The sequence below is a fragment of the Ottowia oryzae genome (assembly GCF_003008535.1).
GTDB classification, from domain to species: Bacteria; Pseudomonadota; Gammaproteobacteria; order Burkholderiales; family Burkholderiaceae_C; genus Ottowia; species Ottowia oryzae.
The window spans coordinates 3,360,754-3,378,939 of sequence record NZ_CP027666.1; the positions used below are offsets into that span (position 1 = coordinate 3,360,754).

General features: G+C 68.0%; 19 protein-coding genes. 9 read left to right on the forward strand and 10 right to left on the reverse strand.

The window, feature by feature from the left end; translation table 11 throughout:
• Positions 1 to 11: 11 nt before the first annotated feature.
• Positions 12 to 728 (reverse strand): polysaccharide deacetylase family protein, encoded by a 717-nt coding sequence (locus tag C6570_RS15340; protein WP_245896219.1) that lies wholly within the window; start codon positions 726 to 728, stop codon positions 12 to 14.
• Between the two features lie 254 nt (positions 729 to 982).
• The gene (locus tag C6570_RS15345; RefSeq protein WP_425437932.1) at positions 983 to 2,005 is read right to left on the reverse strand and encodes a YncE family protein; all 1,023 of its coding nucleotides are present in this window, start codon (positions 2,003 to 2,005) and stop codon (positions 983 to 985) included.
• A 142-nt stretch (positions 2,006 to 2,147) separates the two neighbouring features.
• Between C6570_RS15345 and C6570_RS15350 the strand changes: the two genes are divergently transcribed.
• Positions 2,148 to 2,975 (forward strand): alpha/beta fold hydrolase, encoded by an 828-nt coding sequence (locus tag C6570_RS15350; RefSeq protein WP_106703990.1) that lies wholly within the window; start codon positions 2,148 to 2,150, stop codon positions 2,973 to 2,975.
• A 40-nt stretch (positions 2,976 to 3,015) separates the two neighbouring features.
• Here C6570_RS15350 and C6570_RS15355 read toward each other — a convergent pair whose 3' ends face one another.
• Together C6570_RS15355 and C6570_RS15360 are read right to left on the reverse strand one after the other, a co-directional pair.
• A complete protein-coding gene (locus C6570_RS15355) occupies positions 3,016 to 3,633 on the reverse strand; it encodes a ParA family protein (RefSeq protein ID WP_106703991.1) in 618 nt (205 codons plus the stop codon).
• A 134-nt stretch (positions 3,634 to 3,767) separates the two neighbouring features.
• Positions 3,768 to 4,535 (reverse strand): sulfite exporter TauE/SafE family protein, encoded by a 768-nt coding sequence (locus C6570_RS15360; RefSeq protein WP_106704746.1) that lies wholly within the window; start codon positions 4,533 to 4,535, stop codon positions 3,768 to 3,770.
• A gap of 318 nt (positions 4,536 to 4,853) precedes the next feature.
• Here C6570_RS15360 and C6570_RS15365 point away from each other — a divergent pair, with 318 nt between their 5' ends.
• A complete protein-coding gene (locus C6570_RS15365; RefSeq protein WP_106703992.1) occupies positions 4,854 to 5,504 on the forward strand; it encodes a trimeric intracellular cation channel family protein in 651 nt (216 codons plus the stop codon).
• A 167-nt stretch (positions 5,505 to 5,671) separates the two neighbouring features.
• On the opposite strand, the gene pcaF is transcribed toward C6570_RS15365, so the two are convergent.
• The 3 genes from pcaF to C6570_RS15380 form a co-directional block, all read right to left on the reverse strand.
• A complete protein-coding gene (gene pcaF / locus C6570_RS15370; protein ID WP_106703993.1) occupies positions 5,672 to 6,874 on the reverse strand; it encodes a 3-oxoadipyl-CoA thiolase in 1,203 nt (400 codons plus the stop codon).
• 104 nt (positions 6,875 to 6,978) lie between these two features.
• Positions 6,979 to 7,656, reverse strand: a complete 678-nt coding sequence (locus C6570_RS15375) for a 3-oxoacid CoA-transferase subunit B (protein ID WP_106704747.1) — start codon at positions 7,654 to 7,656, stop codon at positions 6,979 to 6,981.
• Positions 7,657 to 7,683: 27 nt separating this feature from the next.
• A complete protein-coding gene (locus C6570_RS15380) occupies positions 7,684 to 8,400 on the reverse strand; it encodes a 3-oxoacid CoA-transferase subunit A (RefSeq protein ID WP_106703994.1) in 717 nt (238 codons plus the stop codon).
• Between the two features lie 267 nt (positions 8,401 to 8,667).
• Here C6570_RS15380 and C6570_RS15385 point away from each other — a divergent pair, with 267 nt between their 5' ends.
• The gene (locus tag C6570_RS15385) at positions 8,668 to 9,516 is read left to right on the forward strand and encodes an IclR family transcriptional regulator domain-containing protein (protein WP_106703995.1); all 849 of its coding nucleotides are present in this window, start codon (positions 8,668 to 8,670) and stop codon (positions 9,514 to 9,516) included.
• 99 nt (positions 9,517 to 9,615) lie between these two features.
• Positions 9,616 to 10,056 carry a DUF1841 family protein gene (locus C6570_RS15390; protein WP_106703996.1) on the forward strand — a complete coding sequence of 147 codons (441 nt, stop codon included), beginning with the start codon at positions 9,616 to 9,618 and terminating at the stop codon, positions 10,054 to 10,056.
• 133 nt (positions 10,057 to 10,189) lie between these two features.
• Here the strand turns inward: C6570_RS15390 and C6570_RS15395 are convergent, their stop codons facing one another.
• Entirely contained in the window at positions 10,190 to 10,873 is a 684-nt protein-coding gene (locus tag C6570_RS15395; protein ID WP_106703997.1) for a c-type cytochrome, read from the reverse strand.
• Between the two features lie 108 nt (positions 10,874 to 10,981).
• Between C6570_RS15395 and C6570_RS15400 the strand changes: the two genes are divergently transcribed.
• Genes C6570_RS15400 through C6570_RS15410 form a run of 3 tightly spaced genes read left to right on the forward strand, consistent with a single transcriptional unit; the run spans position 10,982 to position 12,665 of the window.
• Entirely contained in the window at positions 10,982 to 11,824 is an 843-nt protein-coding gene (locus C6570_RS15400) for an AAA family ATPase (protein WP_106703998.1), read from the forward strand.
• 7 nt (positions 11,825 to 11,831) lie between these two features.
• Positions 11,832 to 12,065: a hypothetical protein gene (locus C6570_RS15405; RefSeq protein ID WP_106703999.1), complete on the forward strand. Its 234-nt coding sequence runs from the start codon at positions 11,832 to 11,834 to the stop codon at positions 12,063 to 12,065.
• A 6-nt stretch (positions 12,066 to 12,071) separates the two neighbouring features.
• Entirely contained in the window at positions 12,072 to 12,665 is a 594-nt protein-coding gene (locus C6570_RS15410; RefSeq protein ID WP_106704000.1) for a GNAT family N-acetyltransferase, read from the forward strand.
• 22 nt (positions 12,666 to 12,687) lie between these two features.
• Here the strand turns inward: C6570_RS15410 and C6570_RS15415 are convergent, their stop codons facing one another.
• The gene (locus C6570_RS15415; RefSeq protein ID WP_106704001.1) at positions 12,688 to 14,178 is read right to left on the reverse strand and encodes a phospholipase D-like domain-containing protein; all 1,491 of its coding nucleotides are present in this window, start codon (positions 14,176 to 14,178) and stop codon (positions 12,688 to 12,690) included.
• A 183-nt stretch (positions 14,179 to 14,361) separates the two neighbouring features.
• Here C6570_RS15415 and C6570_RS15420 point away from each other — a divergent pair, with 183 nt between their 5' ends.
• The gene (locus C6570_RS15420) at positions 14,362 to 15,549 is read left to right on the forward strand and encodes a vWA domain-containing protein (protein WP_106704002.1); all 1,188 of its coding nucleotides are present in this window, start codon (positions 14,362 to 14,364) and stop codon (positions 15,547 to 15,549) included.
• A gap of 12 nt (positions 15,550 to 15,561) precedes the next feature.
• Here C6570_RS15420 and C6570_RS15425 read toward each other — a convergent pair whose 3' ends face one another.
• Positions 15,562 to 16,116 carry a hemerythrin domain-containing protein gene (locus C6570_RS15425; RefSeq protein ID WP_106704003.1) on the reverse strand — a complete coding sequence of 185 codons (555 nt, stop codon included), beginning with the start codon at positions 16,114 to 16,116 and terminating at the stop codon, positions 15,562 to 15,564.
• Positions 16,117 to 16,259: 143 nt separating this feature from the next.
• Here C6570_RS15425 and C6570_RS15430 point away from each other — a divergent pair, with 143 nt between their 5' ends.
• Positions 16,260 to 18,149: an autotransporter assembly complex protein TamA gene (locus tag C6570_RS15430; RefSeq protein ID WP_245896502.1), complete on the forward strand. Its 1,890-nt coding sequence runs from the start codon at positions 16,260 to 16,262 to the stop codon at positions 18,147 to 18,149.
• Positions 18,150 to 18,186: the final 37 nt, after the last annotated feature.

An 18,186-nucleotide genomic window follows, 5' to 3' on the forward strand; every position in this document is an offset into this window, starting at 1 on the left:
GGCGCGCGGCGTCAGCCCCCGTGCTGGGCAATCCAGCCCTGGTATTGCGGGTGCTCGCGCAGTGTGCGAAAGCAAAAGCCGCGCGCTTTCAGGCCGGTGATCAGCGGCTCCAGCACGGCCGGCGCCCAAGGGTCTTGGCGCGACCAGATGCCCAGGTGCGCCAGCAGGATGTCGCCAGGGCGGATGTCGGCCAGGGCTTTTTTCAGCAGCGCGTCGTTGGGATAGGGGCCGCTGGGCAGCTCATCGCCCAGAAAACCGGCGGGCGACCAGCCCACGTATTTGTAGCCGCAGCTTTCGGCGGCCGCCAGCAGCTTGGGCGAGGTCTTGCCGCCCGGCGCGCGAAACAGCGGCAGCGGCTTCTTGCCGGTAACGCTGGCCAGCCGGTCAGCGGCCAACGCAATGTCTTCGCAGTACTGCCGCGCCGACCAGATCATGCGCTTGCCCGCCTGCGGGCCGGCAGAGGGCTCGATACGAAAGCGCGGCTCTGCACCACTGCCGCTATTTTTTTCGCCGCTCTTGCCATCGGAACGCACGTCGCCGCGCCAGTAGGCGTGCTGCCAGGTGTGCGATGCGAATTCATGCCCCTCGGCCGCGCGCGCCTTCCACCACGGCGCCCAGGTGTTGCCCAGACTGCCGTCGCCTTGCTGCGTGCGTTCGTTGGCGGCAAAGAAGGTCACGCGCACGTGCTGGCGCGCCAGCACGTCGGCCACCAGCGGGGCGATGCCCATGTGACCAGTGTCGAACGTGAGGTAGACCGGCTTGTCGCAGTTTTCTAAGGGTTTCTGTGCGCTGGCGCCCGTCCAGACTGCGCAGGCAGCTATCAAAAGCGTAGTTTTGAGGCCAATCGAAAGACCGCGCAGCAGGCCAGGCCAGCGAACGCCGTTCCCGGACCTGCGCCGGGAACTGGCGTTGTCTCCCCTCCCGAAGCGCGCAGCGCGCAGCGAGAGGGAGGATGGCGCCGCCAGGCGACTCAGGGGGGTGCTCATGTTCTGGCAGCGTGGTCCAGCGTCCACACGCCGTGCGGCGACTTGCCCACCTTCACCTGGTGCACCACCTTGCGCTGGCGCACGTCGATCAGGCTGAGCTTGCCCGCCCAGCGCGAGCCGACCATGATCAGCGTGCCGTCGGCGGACACGTCCATGCAGTCGGGGCCGGATGGGCCGGGCAGCGTCTCTACCGCCTTCATCTCGTGGTAGTCGATGCTGCTGATGGTGTTGGCCACGCGGTTGCTGACGTACACGTGCCGCTGGTCGCCTGCGGCGCGGAAAGCGTGCGAGCCCTTGCCCGTGGCGATCTTGCCCACCAGCTCCGGCGCCTTGCCGCCGGCCACGTCGTAAATCTCTACGCCGGTGCCGCCGGTCAGGCCCAGCAGCAGGTGGCGGCCGTCGGGCGTGCCAAAGATGTCGGCCGGCAGCTTGCCGGTGGGGGTGCGGTGCGTCAGCGTCTGGCTGGCCAGGTCGATGGTGACCAGCTCGTCGCTGTCTTGCATGCTGGACCAGACAGTGGTGCTGTTCGCGTCAATCCACAAGTGGCTGGGCGTGCGGCCGGTGGCAATGCGCTTGACCAGCGTGGGGTTGTGGCCGTCCCAGCGGTAGATGTCGACGTGGTTCAGCCGGTTGGCAGCGGTCACGAACCACTTCATGTCGGGCGAAAAACGCAGGTGGTACGGGTCCAGGATGCCGCGCAGCGTGCGCTGCACCTCGGCCGTGCGCGGGTCGATGAAGGTCAGCGAATCGCTGCCCGCATTGGCCACGATCACGGAATGCTCGTCCGGCGTCAGGTACAGGTGGTGCGGCTCTTTGCCGGTGGGAATGCGCTGGGTTTCCACCCAGCGGCGCGAATCGATCACGCTGACGTCGCCGTCCAGCGAGTTGAGCACGAACACCGGCGCGCCGCTGCGCGGGGGCGGCGGCTGCACGGCGCCGTGGCCGGCTACCGTGGGGGCGGCGGTCTGCGCCTGCGCGGGCGTGGCCAGGGCCGCGCCCACGCCAGCCAGGCCGGCCAGGCCCAGCACGTCGCGGCGCGACACGGGCGCGCCGTCGGGGCGCGCCAGGGGAATACGAGGGGTCACAAAAGCACCGCCAAAAAATGCAATCAGAAAGTGTAGCCCTGAGAGAGCCACAAGCCCTTGACTTAACATCTGCCGCATGCAAACGGTGGACATCGACGGCACTTTTTTGGAAGTGCACGCCATCCCCGCCCCAGACGCATCGGCCGCCGAAGCGGCCCTGCCCCCGCTGGTCTTCCTGCACGAAGGGCTGGGTTCGGTGGCGATGTGGCGCGACTGGCCTGCCCGCCTGTGCGCAGCCACCGGGCGCGCCGGGTGGGTGTATTCGCGCCGGGGCTACGGCCAGTCCAGCCCCGTGCCGGATGTGCGCGGCACGCCGCGCCAGGACGCCCAGGGCCGCCGCATCGGCCGGCTGCTGCCCGACTACCTGCACCACGAGGCGCTGGTGGTGCTGCCCGCGCTGCTGCAGCGCCTGGGCGTGGCGCAGCCGGTGCTGGTCGGCCATTCCGACGGCGGCACCATCGCCCTCATCCACGCCGCGCACCACCCGGTGGCCGCCTGCGTGGTGATGGCCCCGCACGTCATGGTGGAGCCGGTGGCGCTGCAAGGCATCGCCCGCACGCGCGACGCCTTCACCACGGGCGGCCTGCGCCAGCGCCTGTCGCGCTACCACGCCGACGTGGATTGCGCCTTCTGGCAATGGTGCGATGCGTGGCTGGGCGAGTCGATCCGCGGCTTTGACATCCGCGATGAAATCCGCCGCATCCGCGCGCCGCTGCTGGCCATTCAAGGGGTGGGCGACGAATACGCCACGCTGGCGCAGATTCGCGACATTCAAGCGGCCGTGCCCCGCGCCGAGCTGCTGGAATTGCCCGATTGCGGGCATTCGCCTTTCAAAGACCAGCCTGACGCCGTGGACGAGGCCATCGCCGGCTTTCTGCGCCGCCACCTGGCGCAGGCACGCTGATCGGCTTGCGCGGCGCAGGGCTTCGGTGCGCGGGGCGGCCTTACTTATCCAGCCAGTCGCAAATGCCCTGCCACTGCTCCAGATCGCGCGCCACGCGGCCGGGGCCGACGTCGAACAGCGTCAGCCCGCGCGCGGCCAAATACACGTAGTTCTGCGTGGGCCGCAGCATGCCCAGCACCGGCAGGTGCAAGCCGTCGACGAACTGGCGCAGCTGGTCGGCGGCGATGGTGCGCTCGTCCACGCGCATGCCGACGATGCCCACCTCGCGTGGCTGGCTGCTGCGCAGATCGGCCACCTTGTCCAAAAACTCTCGCGTGGCGTAAATGTCAAAAATGCTGGGCTGCACCGGCACGAGCACCTTGTCGGCCAGGCGCATCACCTCGCGCAGGCGCGTGCCGTGCAGGCCGGCGGAGGTGTCCAGCACCACGTGGGTGGTGCCCTTGGGCGGGCGCACGATGAAGTCGCGCTGCACGTCCCACGCGGCGATGGGGCGCGCGCCTTCGGGCCGCAGGCTGAGCCACAGGCGCGACGATTGCTGGCGGTCCACATCGCCCAGCATGACGGCGTGGCCCTGGCTGGCGTAGTAGCCAGCCACGTTGGTGGCCAGCGTGGACTTGCCCACCCCCCCTTTGGGATTGGCGATCACGACAATCGGCATGGCAACTCCCTCCTGCGGCAAACCATGGGGCTATGTTAGCGGTTGTAGCCAGCGGCTTGACCGCCGTCAGGGTTGTTGCAGATCTTATGAGCCAAAACCGGCGCCAGCGCCCGCTGCTCCAGCGCCAGCAGCTATCAAAGATGCAGCAAGGTGGGCGCCAGCGCATCCCACACCAGCTTCAGCCCCGTGAGCAGCATGCCCGCGTAGATGAAGCGGTAGAACAGCGCGGGCTGTATGCGCCGGGCGATGCGCACGCCCAGCCACACGCCCACGGGCGCCAGCGGCAGCAGCACCAGCGAAGTGCCCAGGTTGCGCGCGTCCAGCAGGCCCAGCCACGCGTAGGGCACCCATTTGGCCAGGTTGATGACGAAGAAGTAGTACGCCATGGTGCCGGTGAACACCACCGGCGACAGCTTCAGCGGGATGGCGTAGGCGTTGATGGGCGGGCCGCCCGCGTGCGCCACGAAGCTGGTAAAGCCCGAGGTGGCCGACAGCAGCGCGCCCGCCCAGCGCGGCGGCGCGGCGCTGTCCGCACGGGGCGGAAACAGCAGGCGCTGCGCCAGAAACGCCAGCGTGAACGCGCCCACGATGCCCGCCACCCATTCGGCGCGCAGCAGCCGGAAAGACAGCGTGCCGACGACGATGCCCACCAGCCCCCAGGGCAGCAAAAACCGCAGCAGGCGGCGGTCGAAATCCTTGCGGAAGGCGGCAATGCCCAGCAAGTCCATCACCAGCAGCACCGGCATCAGGATGGCTGCCGCCTGCGGCACGCTGACGGACAGCGCCATCAGCGGCACCGCCAGCGAGCCAAAGCCCGCCCCAAAGCCGCTTTTGCTGATGCCCAGCAGGAGCACCGCGGGCACGGCCACGGCGTAAAAGCCCCAGTCGGTGATCAACGTCATGCGGCCGCCCGGCCAGGCCACCGCAGCGCCGGTTCGCTATGACAGTGATAGCTGCCAGCGCTGCTGCAGCGGGCGCCAGAGGCACTTTTTACCCCTGAACGGCGCAGCGTACCGACGATGCCTGCATGTGCGCCCCACCCACGCACACCGCACGGCCCCAGGCGGCAGCGGCGGCAGCCAGGGCGCACGGTGGGGGCAGTCAGAAGTTGCACGGGATGGAGCTTGGCGACGCCAGCGCCGCACTGTAGCCCAGCGCGGGCCGCCGCCCCGCACCCGCTTGAACAGCTTGCGCCCAAGGCGCCGCCCATAATCGCCGCCATGCTGGATTACGACCTGACCCGCTGGGGCATGCCGCTGCGCTACGCCGTTGAAACCGTGGGCACGGTGGCGTTTGCGGCGTCGGGCATTCTGGCGGGCATGCGCCGGCGCATGGACGTGTTCGGCATCTCGGTGCTGGGTTTCCTGGCCGCGTTTGGCGGCGGCACGCTGCGCGACATCCTGCTGGACCGGCGCCCGTTCTTCTGGGTGGCCGAAGAAGAAATGCTGTGGCTGGTGCTGGCCATGTGCGCCTTGTCGCTGATGCTGTGGCGCCGCGGACGGCGCGCGGCCGTCAGCGCCAAGGCCATCCAGGTGGCCGACGCGCTGGGCCTGGGCCTGTTTGCCGCGTCCGGCGTGCAGTACGCGCTGGTGGCGCAGATGTCGCCGCTGGTGGCGGTGCTGATGGGCGTGGTCACCGGCGTGTTCGGCGGGGTGATGCGCGACATCGCCTGCAACGAAATGCCCACCGCCTTTGCCGACCACCGGCCGTACGCGGTGCTGGCTTTTCTGGGCGGCTGGGTGTACCTGGCGGTGCAGTGGCTGGGCGGGCCCGCCTGGGCCGCGCTGATCGGCGCCACGCTGGTCACCACCGGGCTGCGCCTGCTGGCGCTGAAGCTGGACTGGCGCCTGCCCGGCTGGCGCCCAGGCTGAGCGGCGCAGGCCAGACGTGTTCAGCCGGCGCAGGCCGGCCTCAGCCTGACGCATTCAGCCAGACGAATCAGGCCGTCGAATCAGACCATTAAATCAAGCCCTGGCGCCCTCTGCACCTGCGCCAGCAGCTATCCTAAATATAGCAATTGGTAGCGGGCGCAGCGCGGTCAGACACGCTCCAGGATCAGCGCAATGCCCTGCCCCACGCCGATGCACATCGTGCACAGCGCGTAGCGCCCGCCGGTGGCGTGCAGGCGGTTGACGGCGGTGGTGGCCAGGCGCGCGCCGCTGGCGCCCAGCGGGTGGCCCAGGGCGATGGCGCCGCCCCAGGCGTTGACGCGCGGGTCGTCGTCGGGCAGGCCCAGCAGGCGCAGCACGGCCAGGCCCTGCGCGGCGAAGGCTTCGTTCAGCTCGATCACGTTCATCTGGTCCAGACGCAGGCCGGTGCGCTGCAGCACTTTTTCGGTGGCAGGCGCGGGGCCGATGCCCATCACGCGCGGGGGCACGCCAGCCACGGCCATGCCGACGACGCGCGCCTTGGGCGTCAGGCCGTACAGGCCCGCGGTTTGCTCATCGGCCAGCAGCAGCGCGCAAGCGCCGTCGTTCACGCCACTGGCGTTGCCCGCAGTGACGGTGCCGTCCGGCCGCACCACGCCCTTGAGCGAGGCGAGCTTTTCCAGGCTGGTTTCACGCGGGTGCTCGTCCTTATCGACCACCAGCGCGTCGCCCTTTTTCTGCACGATGCTGACGGGCGTGATCTCGCGCGCCAGGTGGCCGTCTTTCTGCGCGGCCACGGCCCGCAGCTGGCTGGCCAGGGCCATGCGGTCTTGCGCTTCGCGCTCGATCTTGTAGTCGGTGGCCACGTTTTCGGCGGTTTCGGGCATGGAATCGACGCCGTACTGCGCCTTCATCAGCCGGTTGACGAAGCGCCAGCCGATGGTGGTGTCGTACACCGCGTTGGCGCGGCTGAAGGCGGCATCCGCCTTGGGCATGACGAAGGGCGCGCGGCTCATGCTTTCCACCCCGCCAGCGATCATCAAGCGCGTTTCGCCTGTCTTGATGGCGCGCGCGGCGGTGCCCACCGCGTCCAGGCCCGAGCCGCACAGGCGGTTCAGCGTGGCGCCCGCCACGTCCACCGGCAGGCCGGCCAGCAGGCTGGCCATGTGCGCCACGTTGCGGTTGTCTTCGCCAGCCTGGTTGGCGCAGCCGTAGATAACGTCGTCCACGGCGCTCCAGTCCACGCCGGGGTTGCGCGCCATCAGCGCCTTGATCGGGATGGCGCCCAGGTCGTCCGTGCGCACGCTGGACAAGGCGCCGCCGTAGCGGCCAAAGGGCGTGCGGATGGCGTCAACGATAAAGGCCTGGTTCATGCTGTCTCCTCAATAGGGATGGTTGGGTATTGGAAAAATGGCGTGATTCGGGTGGCTTGCCGCGCGGCACTGCGGCGCTTGCGCCAACCGGCGCGGCCAGCCGCTCATGCGCTGCCGGTCAGCTGCGCGGGCGCGGGCGGGGGGCGAATCGGCAGGCCGACCAGCTGCTGCAGCTCGGCCAGGGTCAGCCCGTCCACCTCGTCGATCAGCTGCAGGCCTTCGGGCGTGCAGGCCAGCGTGGCCAGGTCGGTGTACACGCGGCGCACGCAGCCAATGCCCGTGAGCGGGTAGGTGCACTGGGCGACCAGCTTGCTTTGGCCCTGGCGGGTGAGCAAATCCATCATCACCCAGGTCTGCTTGGCCCCCACGGCCAGATCCATCGCGCCGCCCACGGCGGGGATGGCGCCGGGCTCGCCCGTGCTCCAGTTGGCCAGATCGCCCGTGGCCGACACCTGGAAGGCGCCCAGGACGCACACGTCCAGATGGCCGCCGCGCATCATGCCGAAGCTGTCGGCGTGGTGAAAGAAGGCGCCGCCCGGCAGCAGGGTGACGGGTTGCTTGCCCGCGTTGATCAAATCAAAATCTTCGGCGCCCTCGGCCGGCGCCGGGCCCATGCCCAGGATGCCGTTTTCGCTTTGCAGGATCACCTCGCGCCCGGCGGGCACATGGTTGGCCACCAGCGTGGGCTGGCCGATGCCCAGGTTGACATAGGCCCCGTCCGGGATGTCTTGCGCCACGCGCTGGGCGACTTCATCTTTGCTGCGTTTTTGGTAGCTGCTCACGCCCATTCCTCCAGCGCCAAAGGCCGATCAGGCTGCATTTTTGAAACCACCGGCCTGCGTGGCCACGCGCGGCACCTGCACCACGCTGGTGACGAAGATGCCGGGGGTGACGATGGCCTCCGGATCCAGCGCGCCAAGGAGCAGCACCTCGTGCACGGTGGCCACGGTGCGGCGCGCGGCGGTGGCCATCACGGGGCCGAAGTTGCGCGCCGCCTTGCGGTAGACCAGGTTGCCCCAGCGGTCGCCCTGCTCGGCCTTGATCAACGCCACGTCGCCGTGGATGGGGTATTCCAGCACGTGGTCGCGCCCGTTGATGCGGCGCGTTTCCTTGGCGGTGCCGTCGGCGTGGCGCGCCATGTCGGTGCCAAAGCCCGTGGGCGTGAAAAAGGCGCCAATGCCCGCGCCGGCCGCGCGCATGCGTTCGGCCAGGTTGCCCTGGGGCACCAGTTCCAGCTCGATCTTGCCGGCGCGGTAAAGGCCGTCGAACACGTAGCTGTCGGCCTGGCGCGGGTAGCTGCAGATGATCTTGCGCACCCGGCCAGCGGCCAGCAGCGCGGCCAGGCCGGTGTCGCCATTGCCGGCGTTGTTGCAGACGATGGTGAGCTCGCGCGCGCCCTGCTCGATCAGGCCGTCGATCAATTCGGACGGCAGCCCCGCCGTGCCAAAGCCGCCGATGAGCACCGTGGCCCCATCCGGTATGCCTGCCAGCGCCGCCGCGATGGAGGGCGCGATCTTGTCAATCATCTTGGTCTCCTTGATCGCGGCCAGCCCGTGCGCGCATCGCGCTGGCGGGGCTGGCTGCCCGAATCTGTGTGCGCCGATGGGCCGGGTTTCGCGCAGCGGCGGGCGAACGCCACTTTGCCGCGATTCAGCCGAGGCGTGGCCGAGCCGTTTCGCCCCGCCGAAACCCTGGCGTTGCCACGCCGTCCAGCCAACCGCTGGCCTTGCAAAGGGCCGTCGACCCGCTTCTCCAATGGCGCAATGTTCGACATACGAACAAGTGTTCGTATAATGAATTTGATTCTAGCGCCGGAGAACCGCCCTGTGAAGGACAGCGACACCCCCCTGCCCGCCCAAGCCGCGGCGGACGCCGCCCCGCGCCCTGGCGATCACTATGTGCAGTCGTTCGCGCGCGGGCTGGAGGTGATCCGCTCCTTCAGCGACCAGGCGCCGCAGCAAACGCTGTCGGACGTGGCGGCGCGCACCGGCCTGACGCGCGCCGGCGCGCGCCGCATCCTGCTCACGCTGCAAACGCTGGGCTATGTGCAAAGCGACGGCCGCTGGTTTCGCCTGACCCCGCGCATCCTTGACCTGGGCTTTGCCTACCTGTCGTCGCTGCCGATCTGGAACCTGGCCGAGCCGGTGATGGAGCAGCTTTCCGCGCAGGTGCACGAATCGGTGTCGGCCGCCGTGCTGGAAGGCACCGACGTGGTCTACGTGCTGCGCGTGTCCACCCGCAGCCTGCTGCGCATGAGCCTGGGGGCGGGTTCGCGCCTGCCTGCCTACTGCGCGTCGCTGGGCCGCGTGCTGCTGGCTGGCCTGGGCGATGCGCAGGCCCACGCCGTGCTCAGCCAAAGCGCGCTCGAGCCCCGCACACGCCACACCCTGACCGACGTGGACGCGCTGATGGCCCAGGTGCGCCTGACGCGCCAGCAGGGCTGGGCGCTGGTCGATCAGGAGATGGAAGAAGGCGTGATCTCGATCGCCGCCCCCATCATCGGCCGCAACGGGCAGGTGCTGGCGGCCATCAACGTGTCTGGCCAGGCCAACCGCACCAGCGCCCCCGACATGCAGGCCACCATGCTGGGCCCGCTGCGCGACGCGGCCGAGCAGATCGCGCGGCTGCTGGCGGCGCGCTGAAATCGGCCAAGGCGCGCACCCAAGCGGCGCGCAAGGCCGGGCGCCATCGGCACGCCATCCAGCCGCGAACGCCACCCACACGCGTGATAGCCTTGCCGCATGTTCGCCCCCAGCCAAGCCGACGTCCGCCGTTTTTTCTGTGATGCCTGGGCCAAGTCCCGCACCGACCAGCCGATGGATGCCATCGAGCAACTGGCCGCCGGCTGGATCGCCGAGCACCCCGAATGGCACGCCGACTTCGCCGACGCCGAAGCCGCCATCGCCCGCAACTACGGCGACGGCGCGGTGGGCAGCAACCCTTTCCTGCACCTGTCGATGCACTTGTCCATCAGCGAGCAGTGCAGCATCGACCAGCCGCGCGGCATCCGCCAAGCGGTGGAACTGCTGGCCGCGCGCCGGGGCGACCTGCACGCCGCCCACCACGAAGTGATGGAATGCCTGGGCCAGATGCTGGCCGACGCGCAAAGCAGCGGCCGCCCGCCCGACGGCAACGCCTACGTGGCCAGCGTGCAGCGCCGCGCCACCAGCGACAAACTCTGACGCTACGTTTTATATAGCTGCCAGCGCAGGCCACACCTGCGCTAGAAGACTTTTCTATCCATAAAAAAACCCGCACGTGGCGGGCTTTCTTTTCGGTGGCTGGCGGCGCGGACTGCACGCCAGCGGATGCCGCTCAGTCGCGCTGGCCCAGGCGGAACTCGCGCTGCGGCACGGTTTTCAGCTCGCCCGGCAGGCTGCCGATGTACTTGGCCAGCGCCTTGAGTTCGGCATTGGAAAACTGCTTGGCCATGCCCGCCATGACCGGATTCGAGCGGCCCCACAGCGGGTGCGTGTTGTCGCGGTAGGCCTTCAGCTCGACCAGCATGTAGTCGGCGTACTGGCCGGCGATCTTGGGGTACGAAGGGTCGATCGGGCTGGAGAAGTTGGCACCGTGACAAGAAACACACGCGCCCTTTTGCAGCAGCTGCGCCACTTGCGCGCTGGGCGCGGCCGGGGCGGGCAAGGTGGGTGCGGTGGCCGGCTTGCCCAGCTGCGCGTAATAGGCCGCCAGGTCGGCCATGTCCTGATCGGACAGCGACACCGCAATGCCGCGCATGGTGGGGTGCTTGCGGTCGCCCTTTTTGTACGCGTCGAGCGCCGCCGCCAGGTACTTTTCACTCTGGCCAGCGATCTTGGGGACCTTGTACACCTCGGGGAAAGTGGTCTGGTAGCCCACGATGCCGTGGCAGCCAATGCACATGGCGGCCTTGCCTTGGCCGGCCTTCGCATCGCCGGTAACGGCCTGGGCTTGTGCGGGCAAGGTGGCCGCCAGGGAAAGGGCAACGGCGGCGAACATCGGAGACAAGTTCTTTTTCATTTTGCGCGCACAATTCACGTGGTTTTGATCCAGATCAGAGGCGGATTGTAAACAAGCTCCACCATCGCCAACCGCCTGGATTTCCCTGTTGTTCCTTTGCACTCCGACATGAAATTTCAAGGTTCAGACAACTACGTTGCCACGCAAGACCTCATGCTGGCCGTCAATGCAGCCATCACGCTCAAACGCCCGCTGCTCGTCAAGGGCGAGCCCGGCACAGGTAAGACGATGCTGGCCGAGGAAGTGGCCGAAGCGCTGAACCTGCCGCTGCTGCAGTGGCACATCAAATCGACCACCAAGGCGCAGCAGGGCCTGTACGAGTACGACGCGGTCAGTCGCCTGCGCGACAGCCAGCTGGGCGACGACAAGGTCAAGGACATCCAGAACTACATCGTCAAGGGCGTGCTGTGGCAGGCCTTCACGGCCGACCAGCCGGTGGCGCTGCTGATCGACGAGATCGACAAGGCCGACATCGAGTTTCCGAACGATCTGCTGCGTGAGCTTGATCGCATGGAGTTCCATTGCTACGAAACGCGCGAAACCATCCGCGCCAAGCACCGGCCGGTGGTGTTCATCACCTCCAACAACGAAAAAGAACTGCCCGACGCATTTTTGCGCCGCTGCTTCTTCCACTACATCAAGTTCCCTGAAGCCGAGACGATGAAGCAGATCGTCGACGTGCACTTCCCCAACCTGAAAAAAGAGTTGCTGACCGCGGCCATGAAGGTGTTCTACGACGTGCGCGGCCTGCCCGGGCTGAAGAAAAAGCCGTCGACGAGCGAGCTGCTGGATTGGCTCAAGCTGCTGGTCGCGGAAGACATTCCGCTGGAAGCGCTGCAAAGCGCCGACAGCAAGGTGAGCGCGCCGCCGCTGGTGGGCGCGCTGCTCAAGAACGAGCAAGACGTGACGCTGTTTGAAAAGCTGGTGTTCATGAACCAGCGCAACCGCTGACCCGCGCATGTCCCCCCTGCTGCTGGAAGGCCTGACCGACGCCGCCGGTTTCGTGCTGGGCGGCTTGGTGGGCTTCGGCGTGGCGCGCCTGCTGGGCTTTGACCTGTTTGCACAAGGCTACGGCGATGGCAGCGTGATCGCCATCGTGGCGGTGGGCCTGGGCGCCGGCATGGGCCGCGCATGGGCCCGGCGCTGGCGCATGCGGCGGCAGGCCCAAGACAAGCCCACCCTGAAAGGCTGACCGAACATGGCTTTCGTTGAACCCGTGGTGCTGCGCGACCGTGGCGTGCGCCTGGAGCCGCTGGGCCTGGCGCACGAGGCCGGCCTGCGCGCCGCCGCCGCCGATGGCGAGCTGTGGAAGCTGCGCATCACCAGCGTGCCTGAGCCCGACCAGACCGGGGCGTACATCGAAGCCGCCCTCAAGATGCGCGCCGAAGGCCACCGGTTCCCGTTTGTGGTGGTCAACGACGCCACGGGCGAAGTGCTGGGCAGCACCAGCTACCACGACATCGTGCCCCCCATCCAGCGCGTGGAAATCGGCTGGACGTGGTACCGCCAAAGCGTGCAGCGCAGCCATGTCAACACCACCTGCAAGCTGATGCTGCTGACGCATGCGTTCGACACCCTGGGCTGCGCGGTGGTGGGCTGGCGCACCGACAACTACAACTTCGCGTCGCAAAAGGCCATCGAACGCCTGGGCGCCAAGAAAGACGGCGTGATCCGCCACCACGCGGTGCGCCGCGACGGCACGGTGCGCGACACCGTCATGTACAGCATGACCGCCGGCGAATGGCCCGAGGCCCGGGCGCAGCTGCTGTACCTGCTGAACAAGCCGCGCTGAATCGGCCGCTGGCGCCCGCCGCCTACAGCACCGGCGCCATCATCCCCACCGCGTTCTGCACCAGGCGCTGCAGCGGCGTCCAGCGCGCCACTTCCTCGGCCGTCAGCTGCTGCGAGACGGACAGGTAGCCCAGCTGCCGCGCGCGAACGCTGGCCGCCACCGCGCGGTCGGTCGCCAGCAGGTTGTTCTCGAAGTTCAGCTCCAGGCTGCGGCGGTCCATGTTGGCCGACCCGACCAGCGCCACCTCGCCGTCGAAGGTCAACGTCTTGGCGTGCAGCAAGCCCAACGGATACGTGTGCACCGCCACGCCGCAGGCCAGCAGATCGGCGTAGCAGCTGCGGCCGGCGTTAGCGACCAGCCATGAATCGTTGCGGGTTGGAAAGACGATGGTCGTCTTCACGCCCCGGCGGGGCGCGGCGCACAGCGCGCGCAGCATGACTTCGTCGGGCACGAAGTACGGCGTGGTGATGACCAGCTCTTGGCGGGCGGCGTACATGCACGCCACGAACATGTCGGATAGGGCGTTGTGGCGCGTGACCGGCCCGGTTTCAAACACCTGGGCGACGGCGCCGTCGGCAAACTGCTCGACCGGCTCCTCCGCCGGCAGCGTGGCCAGTTCGTCCTCGCCTTTTTCAGGGATCCACCCGCTCAAAAACAGGCATTGCATCTGCCGCACCACCGGGCCCTGGCAGCGCAGCAGCACGTCCACCCAGGGCGCGAAGCGCGCCTTGACGCGGAACTCCGGGTCGGCGCAGTTCTGGCTGCCGCAGTAACCGATGCGGTTGTCGATCACCGCCAGCTTGCGGTGGTCACGCAAATCCACCCGGCTGAGCGGCAGGTGCCAGATGCGGTTGACGTCGTCCAGCGTGGCCAGCAGGCGCACGCCAGCCGCTTCCATTAGGCGCCACAGCGGGCCGCCGTGGAAGGCCCGCGAACCCAGCGCGTCGATCATCACCCGGCACTGCACGCCGCGCCGCGCGGCGGCCGCCACCGCCTGCGCCACGCGCGTGCCGGTGTCGTCGTCCAGCCAGATGTAGAAGGCAATGTGCACGTGCTGGCGTGCCTGCTCGATGTCGGCAATCAGCACGTTGATCGCCGCCTTGGGGTTGCGCATCGGATCGTCCGCCGGCGCATCCGCGTCGCCCAGCAGCGTGATGCGGTTGCCGCCCACGGCGCCAAAGCCATTGATGGACCGGGCCAGATCCATCAGCGGTGCGTCGCGGTCGGGCGCCAGCACGGGCGCCTGCGGCGGCAGGCGCAGCGCCGACGAGGCCCGCCGCAGCCTTTCGAATCGCCCTCGCCCGATGCTGGTTTCGCCCAGCAGCAAGTACGCCAGCACCCCTACGATGGGCAGCAGCATGATGGTGGCCACCCAGGCCACGCGTGAAGCGGGCGTGCGGTTGGCGCGCGTCAGCGCGCGGGCCACGGTGGCCAGGTGCGCCACGAAAAGCAGGCCCGCCCAGAGCAAATCGATGAAATGCAGCGACAGTGGCCAGTTCAACCCCAGGGGCATGCCGGTTTCCTTGCGACGGTGGTGGCCGCGATGCTAGCGCAGGCCCTGCACCTGGCACCGGCTGGCAACGTCGGACAGCGACTGCCCTGCCCGCCGCACACGCTGCCCCCTCGCGCACGTCCTGTTGGCGACGGCGCCACAATGGGGCGCGCCCGATAATCGCGCGTCCAACCAGGCCACGCCATGCTGATCGACTTTTTTTACACCTTGCGCGCCGCCAAACTGCCGGTGTCGGTCAAGGAATTCCTGACGCTGCTGGAAGCGCTGCAGGCCGACGTGGTGGGCCCGCGCCAGCCCGATGCGTGCTCGATCGACGACTTCTATTACCTGGCCCGCGCCACGCTGGTCAAGGACGAGAAGCACTACGACAAGTTCGACCGCGCCTTTGCCGCCTACTTCAAGGGGGTTGAGCAGATTGCCGACTTCCGCAAGGAAATCCCGGCCGAGTGGCTGCGCAAGCTGCTTGAAAAAGAGCTGACAGCCGAGCAGAAAGCCGCCATCGAGAAGATGGGCTGGGACGAGCTGATGGAGACGCTCAAAAAGCGCCTCGAAGAGCAAAAAGAGCGCCACGAGGGCGGCAACAAGTGGATCGGCACGGGCGGCACCAGCCCGTTTGGCCACGGCGGCTACAACCCGCAGGGCATTCGCATCGGCGGCAAGGGCGGCAACAAGAGCGCCGTGAAGGTGTGGGACCAGCGCGCCTACCGCGACTACGACGACACGCAGGAGCTGGGCACGCGCAACATCAAGGTTGCCCTGCGCCGGCTGCGCAAGTTCGCGCGCACCGGCAGCGACTTTGAGCTGGATCTGCCCGACACCATCCGCAGCACCGCCGCCAACGCGGGCTGGCTGGACATCAAGATGGTACCCGAGCGCCACAACGCCGTGAAAGTGCTGCTGCTGATGGACGTGGGCGGCACGATGGACGAGCACATCCAGCGCGTGGAAGAGCTGTTTTCAGCCGTGAAGGCCGAGCTGAAGCACCTGGAGTTCTATTACTTCCACAACTGCGTGTACGACTTCATGTGGAAGAACAACCGCCGCCGCTTTGCCGAGAAGTTTTCCACCTGGGACATCATCCGCAAGTACAACAAGGACTACAAGCTGATCTTCGTGGGCGACGCCACCATGAGCCCCTACGAAATCCTGCAGCCGGGCGGCAGCGTGGAATACAGCAACGAAGAGCCGGGCGCCGAATGGCTGCAGCGGCTGACGCACGCCTTTCCCAAGTTCGCGTGGATCAACCCCGAGCCGCAGGGCGTGTGGCAGTACCGCCAAAGCATCGCCATCATTCAGCAGTTGATGGGCCAGCGCATGTACCCGCTGACCTTGAAGGGGCTGGAAGACGCGATGCGCATGCTATCTAAATAGTAGCTTCCAGCGCTAGTCCCGCCTGCGCCGCGCGGCCATTTCATGGCCCATGGCGCGCTGCGTCGGCGCGTCCAGCGCGGCGCGCGCGGCGGGGTAAAGCACGTCTTCTTCCAGCCGGATGTGGCGCTGGTAGGCCTGAGCGAAGTCGCTGGCGTAGGTGCGTTCGGTTTCGGTCATGGGGCCGCAACCGGCACCCCCCGCCTGCCAGCGCAGCAGCACGGCGCGCAGGCGTTGCCAGATGGCGTTCATCAGCAGGTGGTCGTTTTCCAGCGTGACGACGGTGGCGCGCACCCGCGCGTCCGGGTGATGGCCGAGGGCGGAGAACAGGTGCTGTTCCTCGTCCTCGTGGTGCAGGGGCGCGGCCACGTCGAAGTAGCGCAGCACATCGGCCGCGGCGCTGCGGGCATCGGCGTCGCAGCCGTGCTGATCCACATGGGCGATCAGGCGCCGCAGCAGGTCGAGGCTGCGCTGCACGCGCTCATGGCACGCCTCCAGCATCTCGAAAGGCTGATCGAAGCCAACGGCCGGCGACTGGACCCCTGGCAGGCATACCGAACTGGCATTCATGGTCGAATTATCTGGAGTGCCCTGTAAGCAGGGCGTGCCCCATAGGGTGACCCAGATTCGGCCCACCGCTGTAACAAGTGGTCTCGGCCGTCACCCAATTCGCGGCCTTCTCTGACAAGGTCAACCACTACACTCGGTCGGTGATGAAGTCAGGAAACCCGCGCCACCCCAGTTCATTGCCGATCCTGCTGGCGCTTCTGCTCATTTTGCCCGGGTGCGCGTGGTTGCCCGGCGGCAAAAAGGCCGACGACAAGGCCGCCACCCAGTCCACCGCCGACGGCGCGTCAGCACTGACCGAAGCGCCCGCCAACCCGTCTTTCGACATCCGCGTGGAGGTGGACGACGACGAGCTGAAAACCCTGGTCGAGCGGCACAACGAATTGCAGCGCTACCGCGCCGTGCCCGATCTGGACGAATCCGAGTTCGCCCGCGTGATGGCCGTGGCCGAAAGCGACGTGCGCAACCTGCTGGGCACCGAGGGCTACTTCAACCCGCAAATCAAGGTGCGGCGCGAAGAGCGCGCTGGCGCCCGCCCGGTGGTGGTGATCGCCATCACGCCGGGCGAGCCGACCACCGTGCGCAAGGTGAACATCGAGTTTGAAGGCGACATCGCGCAAACCGCCGATGCGCAAGCCGTGCAGCAGCGCGGCCAGATCACAGACCACTGGAGCCTGGACGAAGGCCGCCGCTTCACGCAAAGCCGCTGGTCCAGCGCCAAGACGGGCGCACTGCGTGAGCTGGTCGAGCGGCGCTACCCGCGCGGTCGCCTGAGCTACAGCCTGGCCGATGTCGACGCGCCCGAGGCCAAGGCCAACCTGGGCGTGCGCCTGGATTCCGGGCCGCCCTTTTTCCTGGGCCCGGCCACCGTGCGCGGCGCCAAGCGCTACCCGCCCGAGCTGGCCGAGCGCCTGTCCTGGCTCAAGCCGGGGGACGTGTACGACCAGAAAAAGCTGGTCGACGCGCAGCAGCGGCTGGCCGGCAGCGGCTACTACGACTCGGCCTACATCAGCATCGACCCGCAGGGCGACCCGAACGCCGCGCCCGTGACCTACAGCGTGCGCGAAGCCAAGCGCCACAAGGTGCAGCTGGGCGTGGGCTACAGCACCGACGGCGGCCCGCGTGTCACGCTGGAACACCGCGACAACCAGGCGCTGGGCACCTCGTGGCGGGCCGACACCAAGCTCAACTTCGACCGCAAGACGCCGCTGTTGCAGACCGAATGGACGTCGCTGCCGCGCGCCAGCGGCTGGCGCAACGCGGCGCTGGCGCGGTACATGCGCCAGGACGATGGCGCGCTGGTTACCACCTCGCAAACGCTGCGCCTGGGCATGAACAAGACTGGGGAAAAGTACGACCGCAGCGTGTACCTGCAGTTCGACCACGCCAACGTCACCGGCTCGGGCAGCCGCGCCGTGCCCAGCGCGCTGCTGGGCGACGGCGCCGCCGTCAGCCTGAACTACGGCTGGACGGGGCGCTACTTCAACACCCTGCCCGTGCCCACGGCCGGCTATGGCCTGTCGGGCGAAGTGGGCGCGGGCGTGACGGCCGCGGGGCCGCGCAAGCCGTTCACGCGGCTCAACGGGCGCTGGCTGGGCATCTTCCCCGTGGGCAGCGGCGGCAGCAGCCTCGTGCTGCGCACCGAAGCGGGCGCGCTGCTGGCCGCGAAGCAGGCGCGCCTGCCGTCCACCTACATGTTCCGCACCGGTGGCGACACCACGGTGCGCGGCTACGGCTACCGCAAGATCGGCATCGACTTTGGCGACGACCTGATCGGCCCTGGCCGCTACATGGCCGTGGGCAGCGTCGAATGGCAGCGCCCCATCCTGCAAGACCGCTTTCCCGGCCTGCTGCAGCACACGCTGTTCGTGGACGTGGGCAGTGTGGCCAACAACATCGGTGACCTGCGCCCCAACTGGGGCGTGGGCACAGGCGTGCGGCTGATCACCCCGGTGGGCCCGATGGCGCTGGACGTGGCCTACGGCCTGCAATCCAAAGCCTTTCGCCTGCACATGACCGTGGGCTTCGTCTTCTGATGATGGCGAGCAGTGGGCCAGCCTCCACCGCATCGGC

Coding starts and splice junctions, on each gene's coding strand:
- C6570_RS15340 (WP_245896219.1), bottom strand. CDS start 728: ATGGGCATCGCCCCGCTGGTGGCCGACGTGCTGGCGCGCCAGCACGTG.
- C6570_RS15350 (WP_106703990.1), top strand. CDS start 2,148: ATGCAAACGGTGGACATCGACGGCACTTTTTTGGAAGTGCACGCCATC.
- C6570_RS15355 (WP_106703991.1), bottom strand. CDS start 3,633: ATGCCGATTGTCGTGATCGCCAATCCCAAAGGGGGGGTGGGCAAGTCC.
- C6570_RS15360 (WP_106704746.1), bottom strand. CDS start 4,535: ATGACGTTGATCACCGACTGGGGCTTTTACGCCGTGGCCGTGCCCGCG.
- C6570_RS15365 (WP_106703992.1), top strand. CDS start 4,854: ATGCTGGATTACGACCTGACCCGCTGGGGCATGCCGCTGCGCTACGCC.
- pcaF (WP_106703993.1), bottom strand. CDS start 6,874: ATGAACCAGGCCTTTATCGTTGACGCCATCCGCACGCCCTTTGGCCGC.
- C6570_RS15380 (WP_106703994.1), bottom strand. CDS start 8,400: ATGATTGACAAGATCGCGCCCTCCATCGCGGCGGCGCTGGCAGGCATA.
- C6570_RS15385 (WP_106703995.1), top strand. CDS start 8,668: ATGAATTTGATTCTAGCGCCGGAGAACCGCCCTGTGAAGGACAGCGAC.
- C6570_RS15390 (WP_106703996.1), top strand. CDS start 9,616: ATGTTCGCCCCCAGCCAAGCCGACGTCCGCCGTTTTTTCTGTGATGCC.
- C6570_RS15395 (WP_106703997.1), bottom strand. CDS start 10,873: ATGAAAAAGAACTTGTCTCCGATGTTCGCCGCCGTTGCCCTTTCCCTG.
- C6570_RS15400 (WP_106703998.1), top strand. CDS start 10,982: ATGAAATTTCAAGGTTCAGACAACTACGTTGCCACGCAAGACCTCATG.
- C6570_RS15405 (WP_106703999.1), top strand. CDS start 11,832: ATGTCCCCCCTGCTGCTGGAAGGCCTGACCGACGCCGCCGGTTTCGTG.
- C6570_RS15410 (WP_106704000.1), top strand. CDS start 12,072: ATGGCTTTCGTTGAACCCGTGGTGCTGCGCGACCGTGGCGTGCGCCTG.
- C6570_RS15415 (WP_106704001.1), bottom strand. CDS start 14,178: ATGCCCCTGGGGTTGAACTGGCCACTGTCGCTGCATTTCATCGATTTG.
- C6570_RS15420 (WP_106704002.1), top strand. CDS start 14,362: ATGCTGATCGACTTTTTTTACACCTTGCGCGCCGCCAAACTGCCGGTG.
- C6570_RS15425 (WP_106704003.1), bottom strand. CDS start 16,116: ATGAATGCCAGTTCGGTATGCCTGCCAGGGGTCCAGTCGCCGGCCGTT.
- C6570_RS15430 (WP_245896502.1), top strand. CDS start 16,260: ATGAAGTCAGGAAACCCGCGCCACCCCAGTTCATTGCCGATCCTGCTG.